Here is a 20,951-nt window from a genome sequence, read left to right as displayed (position 1 = left end):
GTTGTTTCCATCGCCGGGTCCCGGGATGTCAGGCGTCGCGGTCCTCCACGACGGTGCCGCCGCCCTTCTCCACCGCGTCGGCGATCCGGCCGAGCGATGTGATCACGGCGCGCCGGCCGCCGTCCTCCACGAAGCGGACCGCGGCCTCGACCTTGGGGCCCATGCTGCCCCCGGTGAACTGCCCGGCCGCGGCGAAGGCGCGCAGCTCGGCCGGGGTCGCCCGCTCGATCGGACGTTCCCGGACGGTCCCGAAGCCGACCATCGCGTAGGGCACATCGGTCGCGATGACCAGGACGTCCGCGCCCACCTCCGTGGCGAGCAGCGCGGCGGTCAGGTCCTTGTCCAGGACCGCCTCCACGCCCGCGCCGCCGTCCGCGGCGACCGGGATCCCCCCTCCCCCGGCGGCCACCGCGACGAACCCCGCCGCCAGCAGGGCGCGGACGGCGTCGGCGTCGGCGATGGCGACCGGCTCCGGCGACGGGACGACCCGCCGCCAGCCGCGGGCGCCGCGGTCCTCCCAGTGCTGGCCGAGCGCGATGAGGCGCTCGGCCTCGGCGCGCGGAAGATACCGGCCGACCGGCTTCGTGGGCCGGCCGAACGCGGGGTCACGGGAGTCGACGAGGGTGCGGGTGACCACCGCGGCGACCGGTTCCGCCCGTCCCCGGCGGCGCAGGGCGTTCTCGAGCGCGGAGACGATCGTGAACCCGAGCGTCCCCTGGGTCTGCGCGACGCACCAGTCCAGCGGCACGGGCGGGACGACGCCCGCGGTCATCTCGTTCTTCACCAGCAGGTTGCCGACCTGGGGGCCGTTGCCGTGGGTGAGGACGACGCCGCGCCCGGCGGCCACGAGGTCCGCGACGCATTCCATGGCCGCCTCGATCGCGGAGCGCTGCGCCTCCGGCGTGGCGCTCCCGTCGGGTCCCGTCATGGCGTTGCCGCCGAGGGCGACGAGCACGCGTCCGGGCTCGGGAATCGGCATGCTGTGGGCTCTCCTGTCGTGATCCGGGGCGGTCCCGCCCCGGCCGGGTGTCAGTGGGCGGTGGGGTGACCGGGCCCCGGCCCGGACGGGGCGTAGCGCGCCAGGCGCGCGGCGCGCCGCTGGTCCGCGGGGCGGTTCAGCAGGCCGGCCAGCTCGTACTCGACGACGCGCGCGAGGCGGGCGAGGAAGTCCGCCGGCTCGTCCGCGGCGTCGGGACGCTCGGCGACGACACGGTCGACGACGCCGTCGCGCAGCAGGTCGAGCGAGCGGATGCCCTGGGCCCGGGCGATCTCGGCCGCGCGGCCGGGCGTGCGGTAGCGGATGGCCGAGGCGCCCTCGGGCGGCAGCGGCGACAGCCAGCCGTGCTGGGCGCACAGCACCCGGTCGGCGGGCAGCAGGGCGAGCGCGCCGCCGCCCGCGCCCTGCCCGAGGATCAGGCAGAGGGTCGGCACCGGCAGGGTCACCATCTCGGCGAGGCAGCGGGCGATGCCGCCCGCGAGCCCGCCCTCCTCGGCCTCCTTGCTCAGCGCGGCCCCGCCGGTGTCGACGACGCTGAGCAGGGGCAGGCCGAGCTCGGCGGCCAGGCGCATGCCGCGCCGGGCCACCCGCAGCGCGGCCGGTCCGAGCGGGCCGTGCCTGTCCTGGCGCTGCCGGTCCTGGCCCAGGACGACGCACGGCGCCCCGCCGAAGCGCGCCAGCGCCAGCAGGAGGCCGGGGTCGCTTTCGCCCTCGCCGGTGCCGTGCAGGGGGACGGTGTCGGCGGCGTACCGCAGGAGCGCGCGCACTCCCGGGCGGTCAGAACGGCGGGACCGTTCCACAGAGGTCCAGGCGGGGATGTCCGCCAGTTCCTCCAGAGGCACCGCGACGGCCTCGGGCAGCCCCTCGCGCCGGGCGCCGGCGATGTCCAGCACGCGGGCCGCGACGGGCCGCAGCCCGGCGGGCTCGACGACCGCGTCGAGGATCCCCCGCGCGTGCAGGTTCTCGGCGACCTGGACGCCGGGCGGGAACGGCTCGCCGTGCAGCGCCTCGTAGACCCGCGGGCCGAGGAAGCCGATCAGAGCCCCCGGCTCGGCGGCCGTGACGTGGCCGAGCGACCCCCAGGAGGCGAGCGCCCCTCCGGTCGTCGGGTGGCGCAGGTAGGTGAGGTAGGGCAGCCCGGCGGCCCGGTGCGCGGCGACCGCCGCGGAGATCGGGATCATCTGCACGACCGCGCTGGTGCCCTCCTGCATGCGGGTGCCGCCGGACGTCGGCGAGGCGAGGAGCGGCAGGCCCTCGGCGGTCGCGCGCTCGACGGCCGCGATCAGCCTCCGCGCCGCTGCGATGCCGATCGACCCGGCCAGGAAGGAGAACTCGCAGGCGATGACGGCGACCCGCCGGCCATGCAGGAGCCCCTCGCCGGTGGTCACGGACTCGTCGGCGCCGCTGCGCTCGCGCGCGCCGCGGAGCTCGTCGGCGTAGCCGGCGTCCAGGCCGGCGGGCTGGGCGGGCGGGGTGTCCCACGTGCGCCAGGTGCCCGCGTCCAGGACGAGCCGGATCAGCTCCATGGCACCGGTGCGCCCGCGGCGTGCCGCCGAGGCGGCCTGCGCGTGCCCGGCGTCGCAGGGCCGGGCAGGGGCGTTCACGCGCCCACCGCCGCGGTGCCGCGCCCCTGCCGGGCGGCGGCGTGCTGCTCGCGGGCGTCCTCGGCGTCGAGCCAGTCCAGGACCGCGTGCGTGTGCTGGCCCAGGGCAGGGGGCGCCTCGTGCCGGCGACGGCCGCCGCCGTCGAGGCGGACGGGCGGGCCCGGGATGCGCACCCGCCCGAGCGTGCTGTGCACGAGGTCGAGCACCAGCCCCTGGGACCGCGTCTGGTCCCACTCGTACACCCGGTCCAGGGTGCGGACCTCGCCCGCCGGGATCCCGGCCTCGGCCAGTTCCGCCAGCAGCTCGTCCACGCCCCGGCCGGCGAACGCCGCGTTGATGGCGTCGGTGAGCTCGTCGCGGTTGGCGACGCGGTCGGCGTTGAGGGCGAACCGCGGGTCGTCCGCGGCGAGCCCGACCAGCGGGGCGAAGCCCTGCCAGAGCCGCTCGCCGCCCACGGCGACCTGGATGACCGCGTCCCGGCACCGGTAGGAGCCGTAGGGCTGGAGCGAGGGGTGCAGGTTGCCCTGCGCGCGCCCGACCTTCCCGGCGACCGTGTAGTTCGTGCCCTGGAAGGCGTGCACGCCGACGATCGCGGCCAGCAGCGAGGTGCGGACCACGCGCCCGGCGCCGGTGCGCTCGCGCTCGTGCAGCGCGGCCAGCACGCCGTACGCGCCGTACATGCCGGCCAGGACGTCCCCGACCGGCACGCCGATGCGGGTCGGCTCGTCCGGGCCGGGCCCGGTCAGGCTCATCAGCCCGGCCTCACCCTGGGCGATCTGGTCGTAGCCCGGCCGCCCGCCCTGGGGGCCGTCGTGCCCGAAACCGGTGATCGACAGGACCACCAGGCGGGGGTTGAGCCGGTGCAGCTCCTCCATCGGGAAGCCGAGCCGGTCCAGGACGCCGGTGCGGAAGTTCTCGACCAGCACGTCGCTGCGCCGGACCAGCCGGGTCAGCGTGCGCCGCCCCTCGTCGGACTTCAGGTCCAGGAGCACGGACTCCTTGTTGCGGTTGCAGGACAGGAAGTACGTCGACTCGCGGGCGTCCTCGGGCCCGACGAACGGCGGCCCCCAGCCGCGGGTGTCGTCCCCGCCCCGGGGGTGCTCGACCTTGATGACGCGGGCGCCCATGTCGCCGAGCATCATCGCGGCATGGGGGCCGGCGAGGGCGCGGGAGAGGTCGAGGACGACGAGGTCGCACAGTGGTCCGCTCACGTCGGGGTGTCTCCTTTCTTGCGAGTGGCCCGGCGCACGGGGGCATCGGGCCGGACGGTGGGGAGGTCCTCAGGCTAGGCAGGCGGGAGTTCGGCGCACGTCGTCAATATCTGCCCGAGGTTCGCGGTTTCTTTGGCTGATTCCGCGAACCCCGGGCGCGCCGTGCCTGCTCGGGGACGATGCCCTCAGCCGTGGGGGAAGGGCGTCCTCGCCGGGCGCACCAGATCGTCCGCGTAGTGGCGGACGAGTTCCAGGTTGCGGTCGGCGAGATGGTCGAACACCTGGGGGACGCTCGACCCGGGGGTGAGCCCGGCGAGGGCGCGGGACGGGTCGAGGCGCGCCGTGACCCACCCCTCGTGGGAGGACCCCCGGGCGACCACCTCCGCCCCGGGCGTGACGATCATCGAGTTGCCGAAGTAGAGCACCCCGGCGGGGTCGGCGCCGGTCGCGTTGGCCCCGACCACGTACACGTGGTTGTCGTAGGCGCGGGCCCGGCAGGTCAGTTCCCACAGGTCCGCCGACCGCAGCAGCGCCGAGGGGCGGCAGATGACCTCCGCCCCCCGGACCGCCTGGATCCGGCTCAGCTCCGGAAAGTCGCCGTCGAAGCAGATGATCATGCCGATGCGCCCGAGGGCGGTGTCGGCGACCGTGACCCTGTCCCCCGGGACCACCCACCCGCCGTTGGACCGCCGCTCGCCCCCGAAGGGATGGGTCTTGCGGTAGACGCCGAGCACCCGGCCGTCCGGCCCCGCCAGCACCGCCGCGTTGTGGACCGTTCCGCGTCCCTGGCCGCGCTCATAGGTGCCCCACACCAGGTGCACCCCCAGTTCGCGGGCGCACTCCTGGAACGGCTCGGTGAGCGTCCCGGGCACCTCGTCGACGAGGTCCCAGAGGGCCTCGGCGCCGATCCCCGGGGTGAAGCCGGTGGTGACGCTCTCGGGCAGCACCACCAGCTCCGCGCCGGTGGACTCCACGCATCTCCTGGTCCAGGCGAGGGCGTGGACGGTGTTGTCCTTGACCACGGCCGGGGTGAGCGGGCCGGGCCTCGGGGCGACCTGGACGGCCGCCGCGGTGAACGCGCGCATCGCGATCGTTCCTCCTTGCGTCGGGCCTGCTGGCGTAGGGGCCTGCCGGCGTCGGGCGTGCTGCCGTCGGGGCCTACGTCGAGGGGTGCGGCGCGTTGACCGCTCCGGTGGGCGGGGGCTCGGCGCCCGTCCGGCCGTCCGCCGCGGGCTTCGGGCCGCGGGTCCGGGCCAGGGCGCGCAGGACGTGGTACGAGACCAGCGTGATGATCGTGCCGAGCGCGATGCCCTGGACGGTGAAGTCGTCGGAGAACTTCAGCGTGACGCCGCCGATGCCCATGATGACCCCGGCGGCGACCGGGATGAGGTTGACGGGGTCGCCGAAGTCCACCGCGCCCTCGAACCAGATCTTGACCCCGAGCAGGCCGATCATGCCGTACAGGACGACCGTCACTCCGCCGAGCACCCCGCCCGGCGTGGCGGCGATGACCGCCCCGACCTTCGGGCAGAAGCCGATGAGGATCGCGACGAACGCCGCGACGTAGTAGGCGGCCGTGGAGTAGACGCGCGTCGCGGCCATGACGCCGATGTTCTCGGCGTAGGTGGTCGTCGGGGAGCCGCCCACGCCGCTGGCCACGGCCGTCCCCAGGCCGTCGGCGAAGATCGCCCTGCCGAGGCTGCCGTCGAGGTCGGTGCCGGTCATCTCGGCGACCGCCTTGACGTGGCCGGCGTTCTCGGCGATGAGCGCCACGACCGCCGGGAGGGCGAGGAGGATCGCCGAGGTCTTGAAGTCCGGCGCGTGCGTCGTCGGCAGCCCGAACCAGTCGGCCCCGCCGACCGCCGACAGGTCGATCCGGTCGTGCGCGAACGCCTTGCCCCCGTTGGCCCCGGGGATCACGGAGGTGATCGGGCCGAACAGCCCGTCGAAGGCCCACGAGAGCGCGTAGCCGAGGACGAGGCCGAGGAAGACCGCGATCCGGCCCCAGAAGCCGCGCAGCAGCACGATCATCGCGATGACGCCGATCATGGTGATGAACGCGATCCACTGGTCCTGCGGCCAGTACGTGGAGGCCACGACGGGCGCCAGGTTGAAGCCGATCAGCAGGACCACGGCGCCGGAGACCACCGGCGGCAGGACCTTGTTGATCGCCTGCGCGCCGACCGCGCGGATCAGCAGCCCCGCGAGCGCGAGGACGACCCCCGCGACGAGGATGGCCCCGGTCACGGTGGCGCTGTCGCCGCCTCCCGCGCGGATGGCCGCCACAGCGCCGAAGAACGAGGCGCTGGTGCCGAGGTAGCTCGGGACCTTGCCCTTGACGATGAGCAGGAACGCCACGGTCGAGACGCCCGACATCAGGATCGCCAGGTTGGGGTCGAGCCCCATGATGATCGGGAAGACGAACGTCGCGCCGAACATCGCGACGACGTGCTGGGCCCCCAGCCCCATGGTGCGGCCCCAGGAGAGCCTCTCGTGCGGGAGCACGATCTCGCCGGGACGCGGCGTGCTGCCGTCCCCGTGTAGTTTCCAGCCGAAGCCGAGTGCCATCTTCTGCCGCCTTCCAGGCATGTGGGGTGTGTGAGGGCATGGGCACCTCGCACCGCCCGGCACCAATGAGTGTGGAGACCTGCGGAACGCCTTCAGGCGCCGAGGTGGGGGCAACGCTACGAGCGGTTTTTGGAAGCGGCATGAGCTGTATCTGCCATGTCCCCGCCGGATCTGTTGGCAGAATCGTCCAAGGACATCGCATGGCCGCCGGGACGGCCGGCTCAGGGCCGTCCCGATACCGGGTCCGGCCCCCTGTGACCGGGCCGCGCTCGCTCAGGACGTCGTGATATCTGCCAACCGCGGCCCGTCCTCGTTGGCACTGTGCGCTGTCGCTGACCGCATATGCGCTGGTTAGCGTCGCCTACCAAGCGTGAGCAAGGTGTCGTGCGGGAAGGCGGGGCATCCGCCAACCGGGACGTCGCCGGCTGACCGGCGCAGGCACCACCGGCCGGACCTCTCCACGCGCCCGTGGAGAAGCGAAAGGAAGAAACCGAGTATGGCTGCAGATCAGGATCCCCCGTTCGACCTCGTCGTCCGCGACGCCCGGCTCCTGGACGGCCGGGTGGTCTCGCTCGGGATCCGCGGCGGGCGCTACGGGGCCATCGCCGAGGATCCCGCCGGCGCGGCGGCGATGCGCGGCGACGCGGTGATCGCGGCGGAGGGACGCCTGGTCACCGAGTCGTTCGTCAACGGCCACATGCACCTCGACAAGGTGTACACGCTCCCCATGGCCGGCGAGGCCGCGCTGCGCGAGTACACCTCGGGGGCGATGGGGGCGGCGATCCGCTCGATCGTGGAGTCGGCGTCCGCCGTCAAGGCGCGGTACGACCGGGCGTGGATCATGCCCAACGTCCGCAGGGCCCTCGACGAGGCCGTGCTGAACGGGGTACTGCACATCCAGGCGTTCGTGGACGTGGACACCACCGCCGGGCTTGAGGGCATGGAGGCGGTGCTCGCCGTCCGGGACGAGTACGAGGGGCTGCTCGACCTCCAGGTGGTGGCCTTCCCCCAGGACGGGCTGCTGCGCGACGAGGGCGCCGCGAAGCTGTGCGAGCAGGCGCTGCGGATGGGCGCGGACGTCGTCGGCGGGATCCCGTGGATCGAGCACTCGGACAGGGACTCCCGCGCGCACGTCGAGTGGGCGTGCGAGCTGGCGGCCGGCAGCGGCAAGCGCGTGGCGATGCTCGTGGACGACGCGGGCGACCCCTCGCTGCGGACGACCGCGATGCTGGCCGAGGCGATGCTGGACCACGGGCTGGCCGGCCGCGGGGTCGCCTGCCACGCCCGCGCCGTCGGCCTGTACCCGCTCCCGACCGTCCACCGGCTGATGGACCTCGCCACGGCCGCCGGGCTCGGGTTCGTCTCCGACCCGCACACCGGCCCGCTCCACCTGCCGGTCCGCGAGTTCCTCGACGGCGGCCTGCCGGTGGCGCTCGGCCAGGACGACATCGAGGACGCCTACTACCCGTTCGGCCGGCACAACATGCTGGAGGTGGCCTTCCTCGCGGCCCACGCCCTCGGCTTCCTGTCCGCCGGGGAGCAGGCCGACCTGATGGACATGGTCACCGGCCGCGCCGCGCGCGTCCTCGGGATCGGGGGGCACGCTATCGCGCCGGGGAATCCCGCGAACCTCTGCGTCCATCACGACGAGCGGGTGGTCGACGTCCTGCGCGAGCACGCCAGGCCGCGCTGGGTGGTGCGCGACGGACGCGTGATCGCCGAGACCGAGCGCAGCAGCCACATCGTGAGGTGAGAGAACCGGCGCCACGGCGGCCGTTCCCCCTGGGGGACGGCCGCCGTCGTCGTGTGCGGGGACTTTGTCCGCGACGCGGGCACCGCCGTGCCGTCCGCCCGCACAACCGGAAAGGCCCCGGCCCCGCACCCGTCCCGGGGACGTAGGGACGGACGCGGGGCCGGGGTGCTCGCGGGGCCGGGGCCACAGGGGCGGTTACAGCGGCGGCGCCGCCTCGGCCAGGGCCTCGATCGCCGCGGTGAAGCACACGGCGGGAGGCGTGACCAGCCCGGCGCCGACCTGCCCGGTGCCGGGCACCCGGCCGGCGATCCCGGTGTTGATCTGCGGCAGGATCCCGGTGCGGACGACCCTGGTGACGTCGATGCCGGTGGGCGTGCCCCGGAAGTCCAGCACCGGGACCTGGTAGGCCGGGTTCTCGGTCAGCGTGATCTCGTACATGCGCCGGGTCGCCGCCAGCGCGTCGTCCACCTGCCCGCCGACGAACCGCACGATCGCCGGTGCCGCCGCCATCGCGAACCCGCCGATGCCCGCCGTCTCGGTGATCGCCGAGTCACCGATGTCGGGATTGGCGTCGCCGGGCCCGTACGCACCCAGGTACAGCCCTTCGGGGACCGCGGCCGGGCCCGTGAACCAGCGGTCGCCGGTGCCCGACACCTGGATGCCGAAGTCGGTGCCGTTGCGGGCCATCGCCACCACCAGGGTGGAGCCCGGAACGTCCCGGGCGGCGTCCATGGCCAGCTTGCAGGCGGGCATGTCCAGGTTGAGGAAGAAGTGGTCGTTGCCGCCGACGAAGCGCACCGCCGCGGCCACGTCGGACGACGGGGCGCCGCTCTCGACCATCGCGGGCACCAGGTCCCGCAGCAGCATCAGCGTGCCCGCTCGGTTGCGGTTGTGGCCCTCGTCGCCCATCTGGAGCATCTGCGCGATGATCGTCCGGATGTCGAGGGGGCCGTGCGCGCGCACCGCGGAGCGCAGCAGCGGCCCGAGCACGGCCGACATCCAGCCGAGCCGCTCCAGGACCTCCGGGCCGTACGCGCCGTAGCGCAGGACCTTGCCGAGCCCCTCGTTGAGGGAGCACCAGGCGCGGGTGCCGTGGGTGGTGTCCAGCAGTTCGAGCATCCACATCGAGGGGCTGACCACGCCCGCCATCGGGCCGACGGCGCGGTGGTGGTGGCAGGGGTCGAGCTCGGCCCGGCCGGACTCCAGGTACGCCTGCGCCTCCTCCGGGGTGTCCGCCAGCCCTTCGAACAGGACCGCGCCGATCAGCGCGCCGCGCAGCGGACCCGACGCGCGCTCCCAGTCCACCGGCGGCCCGGCGTGCCGGAACTGGCCCGGCGCGAGGCCGAGGGCGTCGGCCGCGGGACGGACGTCGACGAGGTGCGGGGTGGAGGCGAGCACGCGGGCGACGGCGCGCGCGTTGGCGTCCTCGCGGCGCGGGTCGGCCAGGACCCGGGCGGCGGCGGCCTCGGTGCCCGGCATGGGGGGACGCCAGTCGACCGGCGTGACCGGGACGGCCTGCGCCGACAGCGCGTCGGCGAACATGGCGGCCCCCACGGTGACCACGGACGGGTCCCGGGAGAGGAGATCGTTCTCGGTCATGCGCGCGGCCCTTCTGCGCCGGATTCCTCGATGAGCGCCACGGCCCGGCGGGCGGCCTCGGCGTTGGACAGGTACACCTCGGCCCCGGCGTCCGCCAGGGCGCGGGCCTGCGCGTGCAGGCCCTGCGCGTCCAGGTCGGTGCCGCACAGCGACACGACGACGGGGGGCGCGCCCGGGCCGGCCGCCCGCAGCGCCGAGGCCACGCCCGCCGCCGGATCGGGGTGGGCGCCCGTCCCGATGACCACGTCCAGCAGGACCGCGCCGGTCGCCGGGTCGGCGAGCTCCTCGGCCAGCCGCTCCAGGCGCAGGCCGGGGTCGATCATGGGGTGCGCGCGGCCGGCGGTCAGCGCGTCGTCCCCGAAGTCGATCATGAGGTGGCCGCCGGGCCGGTGATCGGGAGGAAGCGCCCAGCCGGGCTCCAGCGGGATGTTCGAGGCGATCGGGCCCAAAGCGCCCGCGGCGATCACCATGGCCTCATCGCACAGCGTCCCGCCGCAGAACAGGCCGCGCAGCGCACCGGGCCTCGGGGCCGGCGGACGATCCGGCAGCCACGAGGGCCAGCCCGGGTGACCGTGGCCGAGCGCGGCCAGGGCCTTGGTCGCCGCGGCGGTCAGATCGTCCTGGCCGCGGCCGAGGAACGCCAGTTGCACGGGAGTCGACAGCGTCGCCGCGAACCGGGCGACCTCGGCGGCCACCGCGGGGGCCGGGGGCTTGGACACCACGACGATCAGCCCGGTCCCCGGGTCGGCGTCCAGCAGGGCCAGCGCCTGCCGGGTCGAGCGGCCCCCGACCTGCTCCGACAGGTCACGGCCGCCCACGCCCAGGCAGTGGCCGACTCCCGAGCCCGCCGCGTGCAGCAGGCACATGAGCTGCTGCGCGCCGGTGCCGGAGGCCGCGACGACGCCCACGGGGCCCGGCCGCACGGCGTTGGCGAAGCCGAGCCCGACCCCGCCGACGACCACCGTGCCGCAGTCCGGTCCCATCACCAGCCGCCCGCGCGCGCGGGCGGCCTCCTTGAGGCGCACCTCGTGCCCGACGGGCACGTTGTCGCTGAACACCAGCACGTTCAGCCCGGACTCCAGCGCGTCCATGGCCTCGGCGAACGCGTGCCGGCCGGGGACCGACACCAGGGCGAGGCTGGCGCGCACGGCCGCCGCGGCGGCCGTGCGCACCGTCCGGGGCGCCTCGCCGCCGCGGGCGCCGTCGCGCGGCGGGGCCGGCACGGGCGCGTCCAGGACCTCTTCCAGCACCTGGCGGGCCCGGCCGAGCGTCTCGTCGTCGGCCGCCCGGATCGCGATCAGCAGGTCGTTGGGGCCCGCTCCGTCCGGTGCCTCGAAACCCATCCCGGCCAGCAGGGCAAGGTTCAGCTCGGTCGCCATGGCCACCAGGGCCTGGTCGACTCCGTCCACCGCGGTGACCGAGCGGCTCACCTCCATCAGGCTCACCGAATCGCGGTATGTTCCGCGGCGCACTTCCAAAGCGCTGCTCACGAAATTTCCTCTCCTAGGGGATATGGGGGTACCGGGCCGGCAAGGGGGGTGTCCGAGGCCGCCCTGGACGGGCACCGGACGAGCGGCCACGGCGGGCCGGGGCGGGGCGCGGGGGGCGGCGCGTCCGTGCCCAGCACCGCCCGGGCGGCCGCCGCCACGCCGAGCGCGAGGTCCGCGCCCGAGGTGTGGCCGACCGGCAGCAGGTCGCCCAGCCGCGAGGCCACGGACGCGTGGCCGGCGACCGCCTCGACCAGCCCGATCAGCTGCGGGCAGCCCTCGCCCCGGGCGGCGTGCCCGAGCAGGTCCGCCGAGAGCGCGGTCGTCCGGCCGTCCGCCACGGCGCCGAGACGGGCGGCGAGCGCGCCGGCGAAGCCGGCGAGCGGGTGCGCGGGCGGCGTCAGGTGGCGGTGGGCGACCAGGAAGCCCGCCAGGACGTCGTCTCCGCTGGGCGTCAGCCCGGGGCCGAGGCCGACCAGGCGGGACGCCGCGCGCGCCGCGCGGTCGAGATCGCCCTGCCCCGCGCCGCCGACGAGGCCGTCCAGGTCCGCGAGCGCGGCCTGCGGCAGCCCGCTGGGCACCATGGCGGCCTCCAGGACGCCGAGGCCGGCGCCCAGCGCGTCCGTGCCGGACACCGGAAGCGGGCGGCGGGGCGTCCACCAGCGGGTCACGGTCACCGCCAGCGGTCCCGCGCGCAGCCTCCCGGCGCCCAGCCACGCCGGGCCGGTGACCTCGACGTCCGCGAACGGGGCGGCCGCGCGGGGCGCCGCGAGCACCACCGAGTTCGGCAGCCGGACGGCGTCCGTGGCGCACACCGCGACCACCGCGCCGCCCTCGTGGAGCAGGTAGACCACGGCCGGGAAGACCCCGAGCACCCGGGCGGGACGGAGCGGGCCCATCAGGACCGCGCGCAGCCGCCGCGAGGCGGCGCCGGGCATCGCACGCCGTGCGGAAGGGCCCGCAAGGGCCTGTGGCCGGAGCTGTCTGACCGGGTACACGCGGTGCCTCCCGTGGCTGTGATGAGGGCGTGGTGCGCCTGTTGCGCAAGTTCGGCTACCGGACGGTCAGATCGGTGACGGTCCAGTGGACTGACCGCTCAGGAGTCCGCTTTTTCGGCAACGGACGTGTGGAGCACCTGGTGTGAACGTAGTCGAGGCGTTACGGTGCACCCATGGGCAGATTTGCCAACCAAAAGCCGGATACTTTGCGGATTGTGCCAACAGGTCATGAGGAAGCCCACTCTGACCCGTCGTCCGGCGGCACCGAGGTCAGGCCGTTCCACAGCGGCACGCTCGGACGCGGCGTGCCCGTCAGCGAGGTGCTCAGCGTGTCCAGCCTGGCGGGCGCGCAGCTGGTCGCCGGGGCGAGCGGCCTGCACCGCACCGTCCAGCGGCTGAACGTCATGGAGGTGCCCGACATCCTCCCCTGGACCAAGCCCAACGAGCTGCTGCTCACCACCGGCTACCCGCTGCGCGAGATCCCGGACCGGCTCGCCGAGCTCGTGGCCCAGCTGCACGCGCGCCGCCTGGCCGCCGTCGGCGTCAAGCTCGGCCGGTACCTGGACCGGCTCCCGCCCGAGATGCTGGAGGCCGCCGACCGGGTCGGGCTGCCCGTGATCCGGCTGCCCGACGACGTCGCGTTCGACGACATCATCAACCAGGTGCTCACCGACATCCTCAACCGGCAGGCCGCCGTCCTCGCCCGCTCGGAGGAGGCGCACCGCGCGCTGGTCGAGGTCGTCCTGGCCGGGGGCGGTCTCGACGCCATCACCGACCAGCTCAGCCAGATCCTCGACGGCACCGCGCTGGTCACCACGCCGGGCGGCCAGGTGCTGGCCCAGTCGCCTCCCCCGCAGGAGGACTGGCCGGCGGGCGGCCCCGACCTGTGGGATCCCGACGGGCGCCTGCGCGTCGAACGCCTCAAGCACGGCACCGGCGTCCCGGAGGAGCGCGGCGCCCCCGTCGCCATGGTGCCGATCATCGCCGGGGCCCTCGACCACGGGTGGATCGTGCTCGTCGCGGGCGGGCGCCTGCTGGAGGAGAGCGACGTGCACGTGCTGGAGCGGGCCGCGGCCACGGCCGCGCTGGTCATCACCAAGGAGCTCGCGGTCAGCGCCGTGGAGAGCAAGTACCGGGGCGACTTCCTGCACGACCTCCTGGCCGGCCACGCGGGCGACACCGGCCACGCGGTGCGGCACTGCGCCTCGCTCGGCTGGGACATCGACCGGCCGCTGATCGTCCTCGTCGCCCAGCTCGACCCGGGCGAGGCGCCCGGGCCCCACGCCCGCGACCTGCGCTCGGCGACCGAGCGGTTCGCCGCCACCTGGCGCCGCGTGGTGGCCGAGCACGACCCGAAGGCGGCCGTCGTCGGCTACAGCCAGGAGCTGGTCGTCGTGATGGGCGTACCCGCTCGCGGGTCGCCCCGCGAGACGGTGCGCCGGATGGTCGCCCAGCTCTCCGGCGACGGCGGTGTCATGGGACCGTTCTCCACCGGCGTCAGCCGGGTCGTCACCGAGCCCGCGCTACTGCCCCAGGCGTACGCGCAGGCGCGGCGCGCGGCCACCGTGGGCCAGCGGATGCACGGGCCGGGATCGGTGGAGGACTTCGACGGCCTCGGCGTGTACCGGCTGCTCAGCCTCGTCCCGGACTCCGCCGAGCTGACGGGCTTCATGCGGGAGACGCTGCGCGACCTGGCGTTCGGCGACGACCCGGAGACCGCCGACCTGCGCACCACGCTCCAGGTGCTCCTCGACACGAACAACGTCGCCGAGACGGCGCGGATCCTGCACTTCCACTACAACACGCTGAGGTACCGCGTCGGCAAGCTGGAGCGGCTCCTCGGCCCGTTCACCACCGACCCGCACCTGCGGCTGAACCTGATGCTCGCGCTCCAGGTCCAGCGCATGCAGGGCCTCTGACCCCGGGCGGGACGCCCGCGGATCCCTGTTGTCAGGGCCGGGCGGCGGGCTCCGGCGGCAGGTGGATGCCGACCAGGCAGGTGTCGTCGTCGGTGTCGGCGTTGCTGTGGGTGAGGAGGTGGTCCAGGCGCGCCTCCAGGTTGATGGCCGGCTGCCGCGCCGTCGACAGCAGGTGGGCGAGCGCGTCCTGCTCGGAGCCGTCCCTGCGCTCCACGAGCCCGTCGGTGTACATCAGCAGGACGTCGTCCGCTTCCAGGTCGATCGTGCCCTCGTCGTACTCGCTGTCCTCCAGGGCGCCGAGCAGCATCCCGCCGACGGCGGGCAGCGCGCCGGCCTCCCCGCCGCGGACCAGCACGGGCGGCGGGTGGCCGGCCCGCGCCCAGCGCAGGACGCGGGTCCCGGGGTCGTAGAGACCGCACAGGGCGGTGGCGGTGACGTGGTCGGTGAGGTGATGGGCGACGAGGTTGAGCCAGCCCAGCAGCTGGCCGGGGCCCGCCCCCGTGGCCGCGAGGCCGCGCATGGCGTTGCGCAGCACGACCATGCCGGTGGCGGCGTCGATGCCGTGCCCCGCGACGTCCCCGACGCCCAGCAGGATCTCGCCGGACGGGAGCCTGACCGCGTCGTACCAGTCGCCGCCGACCAGGTGGTCGTGCTCGGCGGGACGGTAGCGGACCGCGACGCGCAGCCCGGCGGCCTCGACCGGTCCCCGCGAGGGCGGCATGATGGCGCGCTGGAGCTGCAGGGCGAGGCGGTTGCGCTCAGCGGCCTCCTGCTCGCTGTGGGCGAGCCGGTCGCGGGTCGCGGCGAGCGCGACCTCCGTCCAGTGCTGCGCGGAGACGTCCTGGTAGGCGCCGCGGACCGCGAGCAGGTGGCCGGCGCCGTCGAGCACGGGCTCGGCGACGACCCGCAGGTGCCGGACGATCCCGTCGGGACGCTGCAGGCGGAACGCCGCCGACGCCGGTTTGCAGTGGTGCAGCAGCGCGCGCAGGAACCGGCCGATGGCGGGCTCGTCGTCGGGATGCGCGTGCGCCGGCAGGGCGGTGAGCGGCGGCGGAGGGGCGTCCTTGGCCAGCCCGTAGAGGTCGTAGAGCTGGCCGTTCCAGGTGATCTGCCCGGTGACGCGGTTCTCCTCGAAGCCGCCGATGCGGCCGAGGCGCTGCGCGTGCTGCAGGAGGCTCGCCAGGCGGGTGGCCTCGTCCTCCACCCGCGAGACGAGCAGGACCGCGCCGGCGTGCCGGATGATGCTGACGTCGGCGACGGTCTTCAGCGGCACCTCGTCGACGAGGGCGGTGAGCGTCATCTTCCCGGCGCGGAACGGCTCGCCGGTCGCGTGGACCCTTTCGATCTTCTCCAGCAGCCCGCCGTGGTCGGCGGCGAACGGGTACGCCTCCAGCAGCAGCGATCCCATGACGGAGCCGCGCGGCCGTCCCGCGAGGTCGACGAAGTGGTCGTTGACATGGTGGATGCGGAAGTCGGCCAGCCCTCCCGCGCCGTCGTGGTGCGGGACGAGGACGAAGGCGGGGTCGTGCAGCGCGTCCGCCAGGTCGACCAGCTCCCCCAGCCCGGGCCGCGGGTCCCCCGCGTCCGCCGGGCCGTCCCCCGGCCAGGTCTCCAGGGTGCGGGCGCACAGTTCGGCCAGGGCCTCCACCTGCCGCTCGATCCGCGGGGAGCGCGGCTCCGGCGGGCCGGGCCAGCAGATCTCCAGGACGCCGATGATGCGGCCGCCCGTCCCGGCGGGGACGGTCACCCGGCCGCCGCCCGGCAGCGCGGGGTGGCCGATGGAGGGAAGGCCGTCCCCGGCGCCGGGGACCGACCACACCGGCGACCGCTCCACGAGCGCCGTGCGCGCGGGCGTCGCCACGCCGGGCGGGACGTAGCGCCAGCGGGCGGCCTCCTCGGCGCCGAACCCCGCCGCCCCCGCCAGCGTGAGCGACGCGTCGGCGCCCGCGGCCCAGACGGCGACGGCGACCGCGCCGAGCGGCCGCAGCGCGTGCTCCAGCAGCGACTCGGCCACCGCCTGGGCGTCGGGGGCGGCCAGCACGCCGCTCTCGGCGGTGCGCAGCCGCGCGGCGACGGCGGCGGCCCCGCCCGAGGCGCCTTCCGGCCCGTTCGGGTCGGCGTCGTCCGCGGTCAGCCGGAGGAAGCTCTGCGTCGCCTCGGTGACGCGGTCCCGGGCCGCCTGGTTGATGATCTCCGCGGCGAGCTCCAGCGGGGCCAGGCCCGCGTCGGCGGCGAGGGCCTCCAGATGCCGGGCCGCCTCCGCCGGGCCGCAGCGGAGCCGCTCCACCAGCACGCCCTTGGCCAGTTCGAGGACGCCCCGCCCGTCCGCGGTCGCCTGGGCCTGCTGGACCTTCCTCCGGAGCCGGTCCACCGTGGCGGCGAGACGCCCGACGTTCGAGGCGTCCCCGTCCACGCCGAGGGCGTCGGCGGGCGGGACGGCCGACGCGGCCGGGGTCTCCCCCGGGCTCCGCGGGGACGTCCCGTTGGCGTCCTCGGTCATCCGGTGCCGCCGTCCGGCGGAGCCGGCTCGGCCCCGTTCGGACGCGCCGGGCCGTCCGGATGCTCCGGGCCGGGCGCGGCGCCGTTCTGGAGGCAGCGGCGCACGCACGCGATGAGGTCGTCGGCGTCCAGCGGTTTGGTGATGTAGTCGGTCGCGCCCGAAGCGAGGCTCTTGTCCTGGTCACCCGGCATGGCCTTGGCCGTCACCATGATGATGGGCAGGTCGGCGTGCTCGGGCATCGTCCGGATGAGCGTCGTCGCGGTGTAGCCGTCCATCTCCGGCATCATCACATCCATCAGGACGAGGTCGATACCCGGGTGCTCGGCGAGGGCCTGGAGTCCCTTGCGGCCGTCGTCGGCGTGCAGCACGCGGATGCCGTGCAGCTCCAGGATGCTGGTGAGGGCGAAGACGTTGCGGGAGTCGTCGTCCACGATGAGGGCGACGCGTCCCGCCAGCGACGTGTCGGCCTCGCGGGCCGGCCCCTGGCGGGGGGCGCCGGCGCGCACGAGCGGGAGGACGTCGCCGGGCTGCTCCGCCGCCAGGTGCAGCGCGATCCGCTCGCGCAGCTCGTCCAGGCTCCGCAGCAGTTCGAGCGGCTGGGTCCGGGCGCGCTCCCGGAGGACGCGCTCCTGCTCGGCGTCCAGGCGCCGGTTGTCGTGCGCGAGGACGGGGAAGCCCCGCAGCGCCGGGTCGCCGTCCATCGCCTCCAGGAAACGCAGCGCGGCGCCGCCGGGCATGTCGAGCTGCAGGACGACGCAGTGGCACGGATCGGCCGCGAGGACGGCCGCGGCCTCCTCGGCGCCGACCGCGGTGACGATCTGGACGCCGCCCCCGTCGCCGGAGGCGTGGCGGCCGTCGGCGACGGCGCTCTCGGCGACCAGGGACATCAGGCCGCCCTGCCGCTCCTCGATCACCAGCAGCCGGCGCGGCCGGGCCCGGGACGGCGCGGACGCGGCCCGCGGGCGGGGCGCCGGCCCGTCCCCGGTCTCCTCCGCGGCTTCGGGAGCGGCGGCTGGCTGCGCGTCGGGACCGGCCGTGGCGGCGGTCTGGACGGTCAGGACACCGGCCTGGAAGTCCGGGCGGGCGACGGGCATGTAGAAGGTGAAGGTGCTGCCCCGCCCGGGAGCGCTGTCGGCGTGGATGACGCCGCCGAGCAGGAAGGCGAGCTCCCGGCTGATCGACAGGCCGAGCCCGGTCCCGCCGTACTTGCGGCTGGTGGTGCCGTCGGCCTGCTGGAACGCACCGAAGATCGTTTCGAGCTGGTGCTCGGCGATGCCGATCCCGGTGTCGATCACCCGGAGGGCCAGGGCCCGGCCGTGCATCCGCATCGTGGCCGGAAGCTCGGCCGGGTCGGCGGTCTCGATCCGCAGCTCGACGCCGCCGCTGTCGGTGAACTTCACCGCGTTCGACAGCAGGTTCCGCAGGACCTGCTGGAGCCGCGAGCCGTCGGTGAGCACGTGCTCCGGCACCCCCGGCTCGGTGACGATGCGGAAGTCGAGGCTCTTCTGGGAGGTCAGCGGGCGGAACGTGGCCTCGACGTACTCCAGCAGGTGGCGGAGCGGCACCCGCTCGGGGGTGAGGTCCATCATGCCCGCCTCGACCTTCGACAGGTCGAGGATGTCGTTGATGAGCTGGAGCAGGTCCGACCCGGCGGAGTGGATGATGCCCGCGTACTCGACCTGCTTGGGGGTCAGGTTGCGCGACGGGTTCTGGGAGAGGAGCTGGGCCAGGATCAGCAGCGAGTTCAGCGGGGTCCGGAGCTCGTGGCTCATGTTGGCGAGGAACTCGCTCTTGTACTTGGACGCCAGGGTCAGCTGCTGGGCACGCGCCTCCAGTTCCTGCCGCGCCTGCTCGATCTCCAGGTTCTTGGTCTCGATGTCGCGGTTCTGGCTGGCCAGCAGCGCCGCCTTCTCCTCCAGCTCGGCGTTGGAGCTCTGCAGCTCCTCCTGCCGGGCCTGCAGCTCCTCCGAGCGGACGCGCAGCTCCCCGGCCAGCCGCTGGGACTCGGCCAGCAGCTCGTCGGTGCGGGCGTTGGCGAGGATGGTGTTGACGTTGACGCCGATGTTCTCCCGCAGCTGCTCCAGCAGGTCCCGCTGCACGGCGCTGAACGGCCGCAGCGACGCCAGCTCGATGACGCCGAGGACCTGGTCCTCGACCACGATCGGCAGCACGATCACGCTGGCGGGCGCTCCGGCGCCCAGGCCGGAGGAGATGGTGACGTACCCGGCGGGTACCTCCTCGACCACGATCGTGTGGCGGCTGCGGGCCGCCTGCCCGACCAGCGAGCGCCCGGACCGGAACCGGGTGGGCCGGGACGCGGCGGCCGGGTCGCCGTCCTCCGGGTAGCCGTAGGAGCCGACCAGCTCCAGCTCCAGGCCGCCGTTGTCCTCGGCGAGGTAGAACGCCCCGTACTGGGCCGCGACCAGCGGCGTCAGCTCGTCCATGATCAGGTCGGCGACCACGGGGAGCTCCCGGTGGCCCTGCATCAGGCCGGAGATCCGCGCGAGGTTGGTCTTCAGCCAGTCCTGCTCCTGGTTGGCGCGGGTGGTCTCGCGCAGCGACTTCACCATCAGGTTGATGTTGTCCTTGAGCTCGGCCACCTCACCGGAGGCGTCCACGGTGATGGAGCGCGTCAGGTCGCCGGAGGTCACCGCGCTCGTCACCTCCGCGATGGCCCGGACCTGCCGGGTCAGGTTCCCGGCCAGCTCGTTGACGTTCTCGGTGAGCCGCTTCCACGTCCCCGACACGCCTTCGACCTCGGCCTGCCCTCCGAGCCGCCCCTCGCTGCCGACCTCGCGGGCCACGCGGGTCACCTCCGCGGCGAACGCCGACAGCTGGTCGACCATCGTGTTGATCGTGGTCTTCAGCGCCAGGATCTCGCCGCGGGCGTCCACGTCGATCTTCTTGGTCAGGTCGCCCTGCGCGACGGCGGTGGTGACCTGGGCGATGTTGCGGACCTGGTTGGTGAGGTTGGTCGCCATCGAGTTGACGTTGTCGGTGAGGTCCTTCCACGTCCCGGCGACGTTGGCGACCTGCGCCTGCCCGCCGAGCTGCCCCTCGGTGCCGACCTCGCGGGCGACGCGGGTGACCTCGCCCGCGAACGCCGACAGCGTGTCGACCATCGTGTTGATCGTCTGCGCCAGCGCGGCGACCTCGCCCTTGGCCTCCACGGTGATCTTCTGCGACAGGTCGCCGCGGGCCACCGCCGTGGCGACCTGCGCGATCGACCGGACCTGCCCCGTCAGGTTGGAGGCCATCACGTTGACGTTGTCGGTGAGGTCCTTCCACGTCCCGCTGACGCCCCGGACGGTGGCCTGCCCGCCCAGGTTCCCCTCGGTGCCGACCTCGCGGGCGACGCGGGTGACCTCGTCGGCGAACGACGACAGCTGGTCGACCATCGTGTTGATGGTCGTCTTCAGCTCCAGGATCTCGCCACGCGCGTCCACGGTGATCTTCTGCGACAGGTCGCCCTGCGCGACCGCGGTCGCGACCTGCGCGATGGACCGCACCTGGCCGGTCAGGTTCCCGGCCATGAAGTTCACCGAGTCGGTCAGGTCCCGCCAGGTCCCCGAGACGCCCTGCACGTCCGCCTGGCCGCCGAGCCGTCCCTCGCTGCCGACCTCGCGGGCCACGCGGGTGACCTCGTCGGCGAACGACGACAGCTGGTCGACCATCGTGTTGACGGTGTCCTTCAGCTCCAGGATCTCACCGCGCGCGTCCACGGTGATCTTCTGCGACAGGTCGCCGCGGGCGACCGCGGTCGCCACCTGCGCGATGTCGCGGACCTGGGTCGTCAGGTTCCCCGCCATGGCGTTCACCGAGTCGGTGAGGTCCTCCCACGTTCCCGACACCCCGGGGACCTCGGCCTGCCCCCCGAGCCGTCCCTCCGTGCCGACCTCGCGGGCCACGCGGGTGACCTCGGAGGTGAAGAGCGCGAGCTGGTCGACCATGCCGTTGAACACCACGGCGATCTCACCGAACAGTCCCTCGCCGTCGCCGGGCAGCCGGGTGCCGAAGTCGCCGTCGCGGACCGCGGTCAGCCCGTCCAGCAGCCGCCGCAGCCCCGCCTCGTCGGCGTCCGCCCGCCCTGTGGAACCACCGGCCGGGATCTTCGGCGTCCCAGGAATATCAGCCATGTCGAATTTCCGATCTCCTCAGCGGCGACCCGGCCGGGGGCCGGTCGGGGCCTGCTGAACCGCGGGCGGGGGACAGATCACGCGGTCATTATAGGAGAGTTTTTTGATGAATAAATTTTCACGTAATATATTGACACCTTCACCGGGCGCCCGGTGACCTGCCGCCGCCCGGACGCGGC

12 protein-coding genes are annotated in these 20,951 nt (G+C 74.5%); 2 read left to right on the top strand and 10 right to left on the bottom strand.

Annotated elements, in window-relative coordinates; all coding sequences use genetic code 11:
- Positions 1-28 precede the first annotated feature (28 nt).
- The 5 genes from AGRA3207_RS35865 to AGRA3207_RS35845 form a co-directional block, all read right to left on the bottom strand.
- Entirely contained in the window at positions 29-979 is a 951-nt protein-coding gene (locus tag AGRA3207_RS35865) for a carbamate kinase (RefSeq protein WP_231331729.1), read from the bottom strand.
- A 50-nt stretch (positions 980-1,029) separates the two neighbouring features.
- The gene (locus AGRA3207_RS35860) at positions 1,030-2,523 is read right to left on the bottom strand and encodes a carboxyl transferase domain-containing protein (protein ID WP_231336500.1); all 1,494 of its coding nucleotides are present in this window, start codon (positions 2,521-2,523) and stop codon (positions 1,030-1,032) included.
- Positions 2,524-2,597: 74 nt separating this feature from the next.
- On the bottom strand, positions 2,598-3,812 hold the full coding sequence (locus AGRA3207_RS35855; RefSeq protein WP_231331727.1) for a CaiB/BaiF CoA transferase family protein: 1,215 nt from the start codon (positions 3,810-3,812) through the stop codon (positions 2,598-2,600).
- A gap of 185 nt (positions 3,813-3,997) precedes the next feature.
- Positions 3,998-4,897: a carbon-nitrogen hydrolase family protein gene (locus tag AGRA3207_RS35850; protein WP_231331726.1), complete on the bottom strand. Its 900-nt coding sequence runs from the start codon at positions 4,895-4,897 to the stop codon at positions 3,998-4,000.
- Between the two features lie 73 nt (positions 4,898-4,970).
- Complete coding sequence (locus AGRA3207_RS35845; RefSeq protein ID WP_231331725.1) at positions 4,971-6,380, bottom strand: uracil-xanthine permease family protein; 1,410 nt, start codon at positions 6,378-6,380, stop codon at positions 4,971-4,973.
- Between the two features lie 496 nt (positions 6,381-6,876).
- Between AGRA3207_RS35845 and AGRA3207_RS35840 the strand changes: the two genes are divergently transcribed.
- The gene (locus AGRA3207_RS35840) at positions 6,877-8,133 is read left to right on the top strand and encodes an amidohydrolase family protein (RefSeq protein ID WP_231331724.1); all 1,257 of its coding nucleotides are present in this window, start codon (positions 6,877-6,879) and stop codon (positions 8,131-8,133) included.
- 195 nt (positions 8,134-8,328) lie between these two features.
- Here the strand turns inward: AGRA3207_RS35840 and AGRA3207_RS35835 are convergent, their stop codons facing one another.
- The 3 genes from AGRA3207_RS35835 to AGRA3207_RS35825 are packed head-to-tail and all read right to left on the bottom strand — an operon-like array spanning position 8,329 to position 12,157.
- The gene (locus AGRA3207_RS35835) at positions 8,329-9,732 is read right to left on the bottom strand and encodes a YlbE family protein (RefSeq protein WP_231331723.1); all 1,404 of its coding nucleotides are present in this window, start codon (positions 9,730-9,732) and stop codon (positions 8,329-8,331) included.
- Complete coding sequence (locus AGRA3207_RS35830) at positions 9,729-11,222, bottom strand: FdrA family protein (RefSeq protein ID WP_231331722.1); 1,494 nt, start codon at positions 11,220-11,222, stop codon at positions 9,729-9,731. Before AGRA3207_RS35830 ends, AGRA3207_RS35835 begins: the two co-directional genes overlap by 4 nt.
- Positions 11,219-12,157 carry an oxamate carbamoyltransferase subunit AllH family protein gene (locus AGRA3207_RS35825; protein ID WP_231331721.1) on the bottom strand — a complete coding sequence of 313 codons (939 nt, stop codon included), beginning with the start codon at positions 12,155-12,157 and terminating at the stop codon, positions 11,219-11,221. The genes AGRA3207_RS35830 and AGRA3207_RS35825 overlap by 4 nt, the downstream gene beginning before the upstream one ends.
- 275 nt (positions 12,158-12,432) lie before the next feature.
- Between AGRA3207_RS35825 and AGRA3207_RS35820 the strand changes: the two genes are divergently transcribed.
- Complete coding sequence (locus AGRA3207_RS35820) at positions 12,433-14,136, top strand: PucR family transcriptional regulator (protein ID WP_231331719.1); 1,704 nt, start codon at positions 12,433-12,435, stop codon at positions 14,134-14,136.
- 31 nt (positions 14,137-14,167) lie between these two features.
- Here AGRA3207_RS35820 and AGRA3207_RS35815 read toward each other — a convergent pair whose 3' ends face one another.
- Both AGRA3207_RS35815 and AGRA3207_RS35810 read right to left on the bottom strand, forming a co-directional pair.
- Positions 14,168-16,636, bottom strand: a complete 2,469-nt coding sequence (locus AGRA3207_RS35815) for a SpoIIE family protein phosphatase (protein ID WP_231331717.1) — start codon at positions 16,634-16,636, stop codon at positions 14,168-14,170.
- On the bottom strand, positions 16,633-20,772 hold the full coding sequence (locus tag AGRA3207_RS35810; RefSeq protein WP_231331714.1) for a HAMP domain-containing protein: 4,140 nt from the start codon (positions 20,770-20,772) through the stop codon (positions 16,633-16,635). Before AGRA3207_RS35810 ends, AGRA3207_RS35815 begins: the two co-directional genes overlap by 4 nt.
- Positions 20,773-20,951 lie beyond the last annotated feature (179 nt).

Source organism: Actinomadura graeca, from assembly GCF_019175365.1.
In the GTDB taxonomy this organism is placed as follows: domain Bacteria; phylum Actinomycetota; class Actinomycetes; order Streptosporangiales; family Streptosporangiaceae; genus Spirillospora; species Spirillospora graeca.
Note: the sequence above shows the minus strand (reverse complement) of the source record. Positions and strands in the feature narration are given on the sequence as shown.

Coding starts and splice junctions, on each gene's coding strand:
- AGRA3207_RS35810 (WP_231331714.1), bottom strand. CDS start 20,772: ATGGCTGATATTCCTGGGACGCCGAAGATCCCGGCCGGTGGTTCCACA.
- AGRA3207_RS35845 (WP_231331725.1), bottom strand. CDS start 6,380: ATGGCACTCGGCTTCGGCTGGAAACTACACGGGGACGGCAGCACGCCG.
- AGRA3207_RS35850 (WP_231331726.1), bottom strand. CDS start 4,897: ATGCGCGCGTTCACCGCGGCGGCCGTCCAGGTCGCCCCGAGGCCCGGC.
- AGRA3207_RS35860 (WP_231336500.1), bottom strand. CDS start 2,523: ATGGAGCTGATCCGGCTCGTCCTGGACGCGGGCACCTGGCGCACGTGG.
- AGRA3207_RS35825 (WP_231331721.1), bottom strand. CDS start 12,157: ATGCCCGGCGCCGCCTCGCGGCGGCTGCGCGCGGTCCTGATGGGCCCG.
- AGRA3207_RS35835 (WP_231331723.1), bottom strand. CDS start 9,732: ATGACCGAGAACGATCTCCTCTCCCGGGACCCGTCCGTGGTCACCGTG.
- AGRA3207_RS35815 (WP_231331717.1), bottom strand. CDS start 16,636: ATGACCGAGGACGCCAACGGGACGTCCCCGCGGAGCCCGGGGGAGACC.
- AGRA3207_RS35865 (WP_231331729.1), bottom strand. CDS start 979: ATGCCGATTCCCGAGCCCGGACGCGTGCTCGTCGCCCTCGGCGGCAAC.
- AGRA3207_RS35840 (WP_231331724.1), top strand. CDS start 6,877: ATGGCTGCAGATCAGGATCCCCCGTTCGACCTCGTCGTCCGCGACGCC.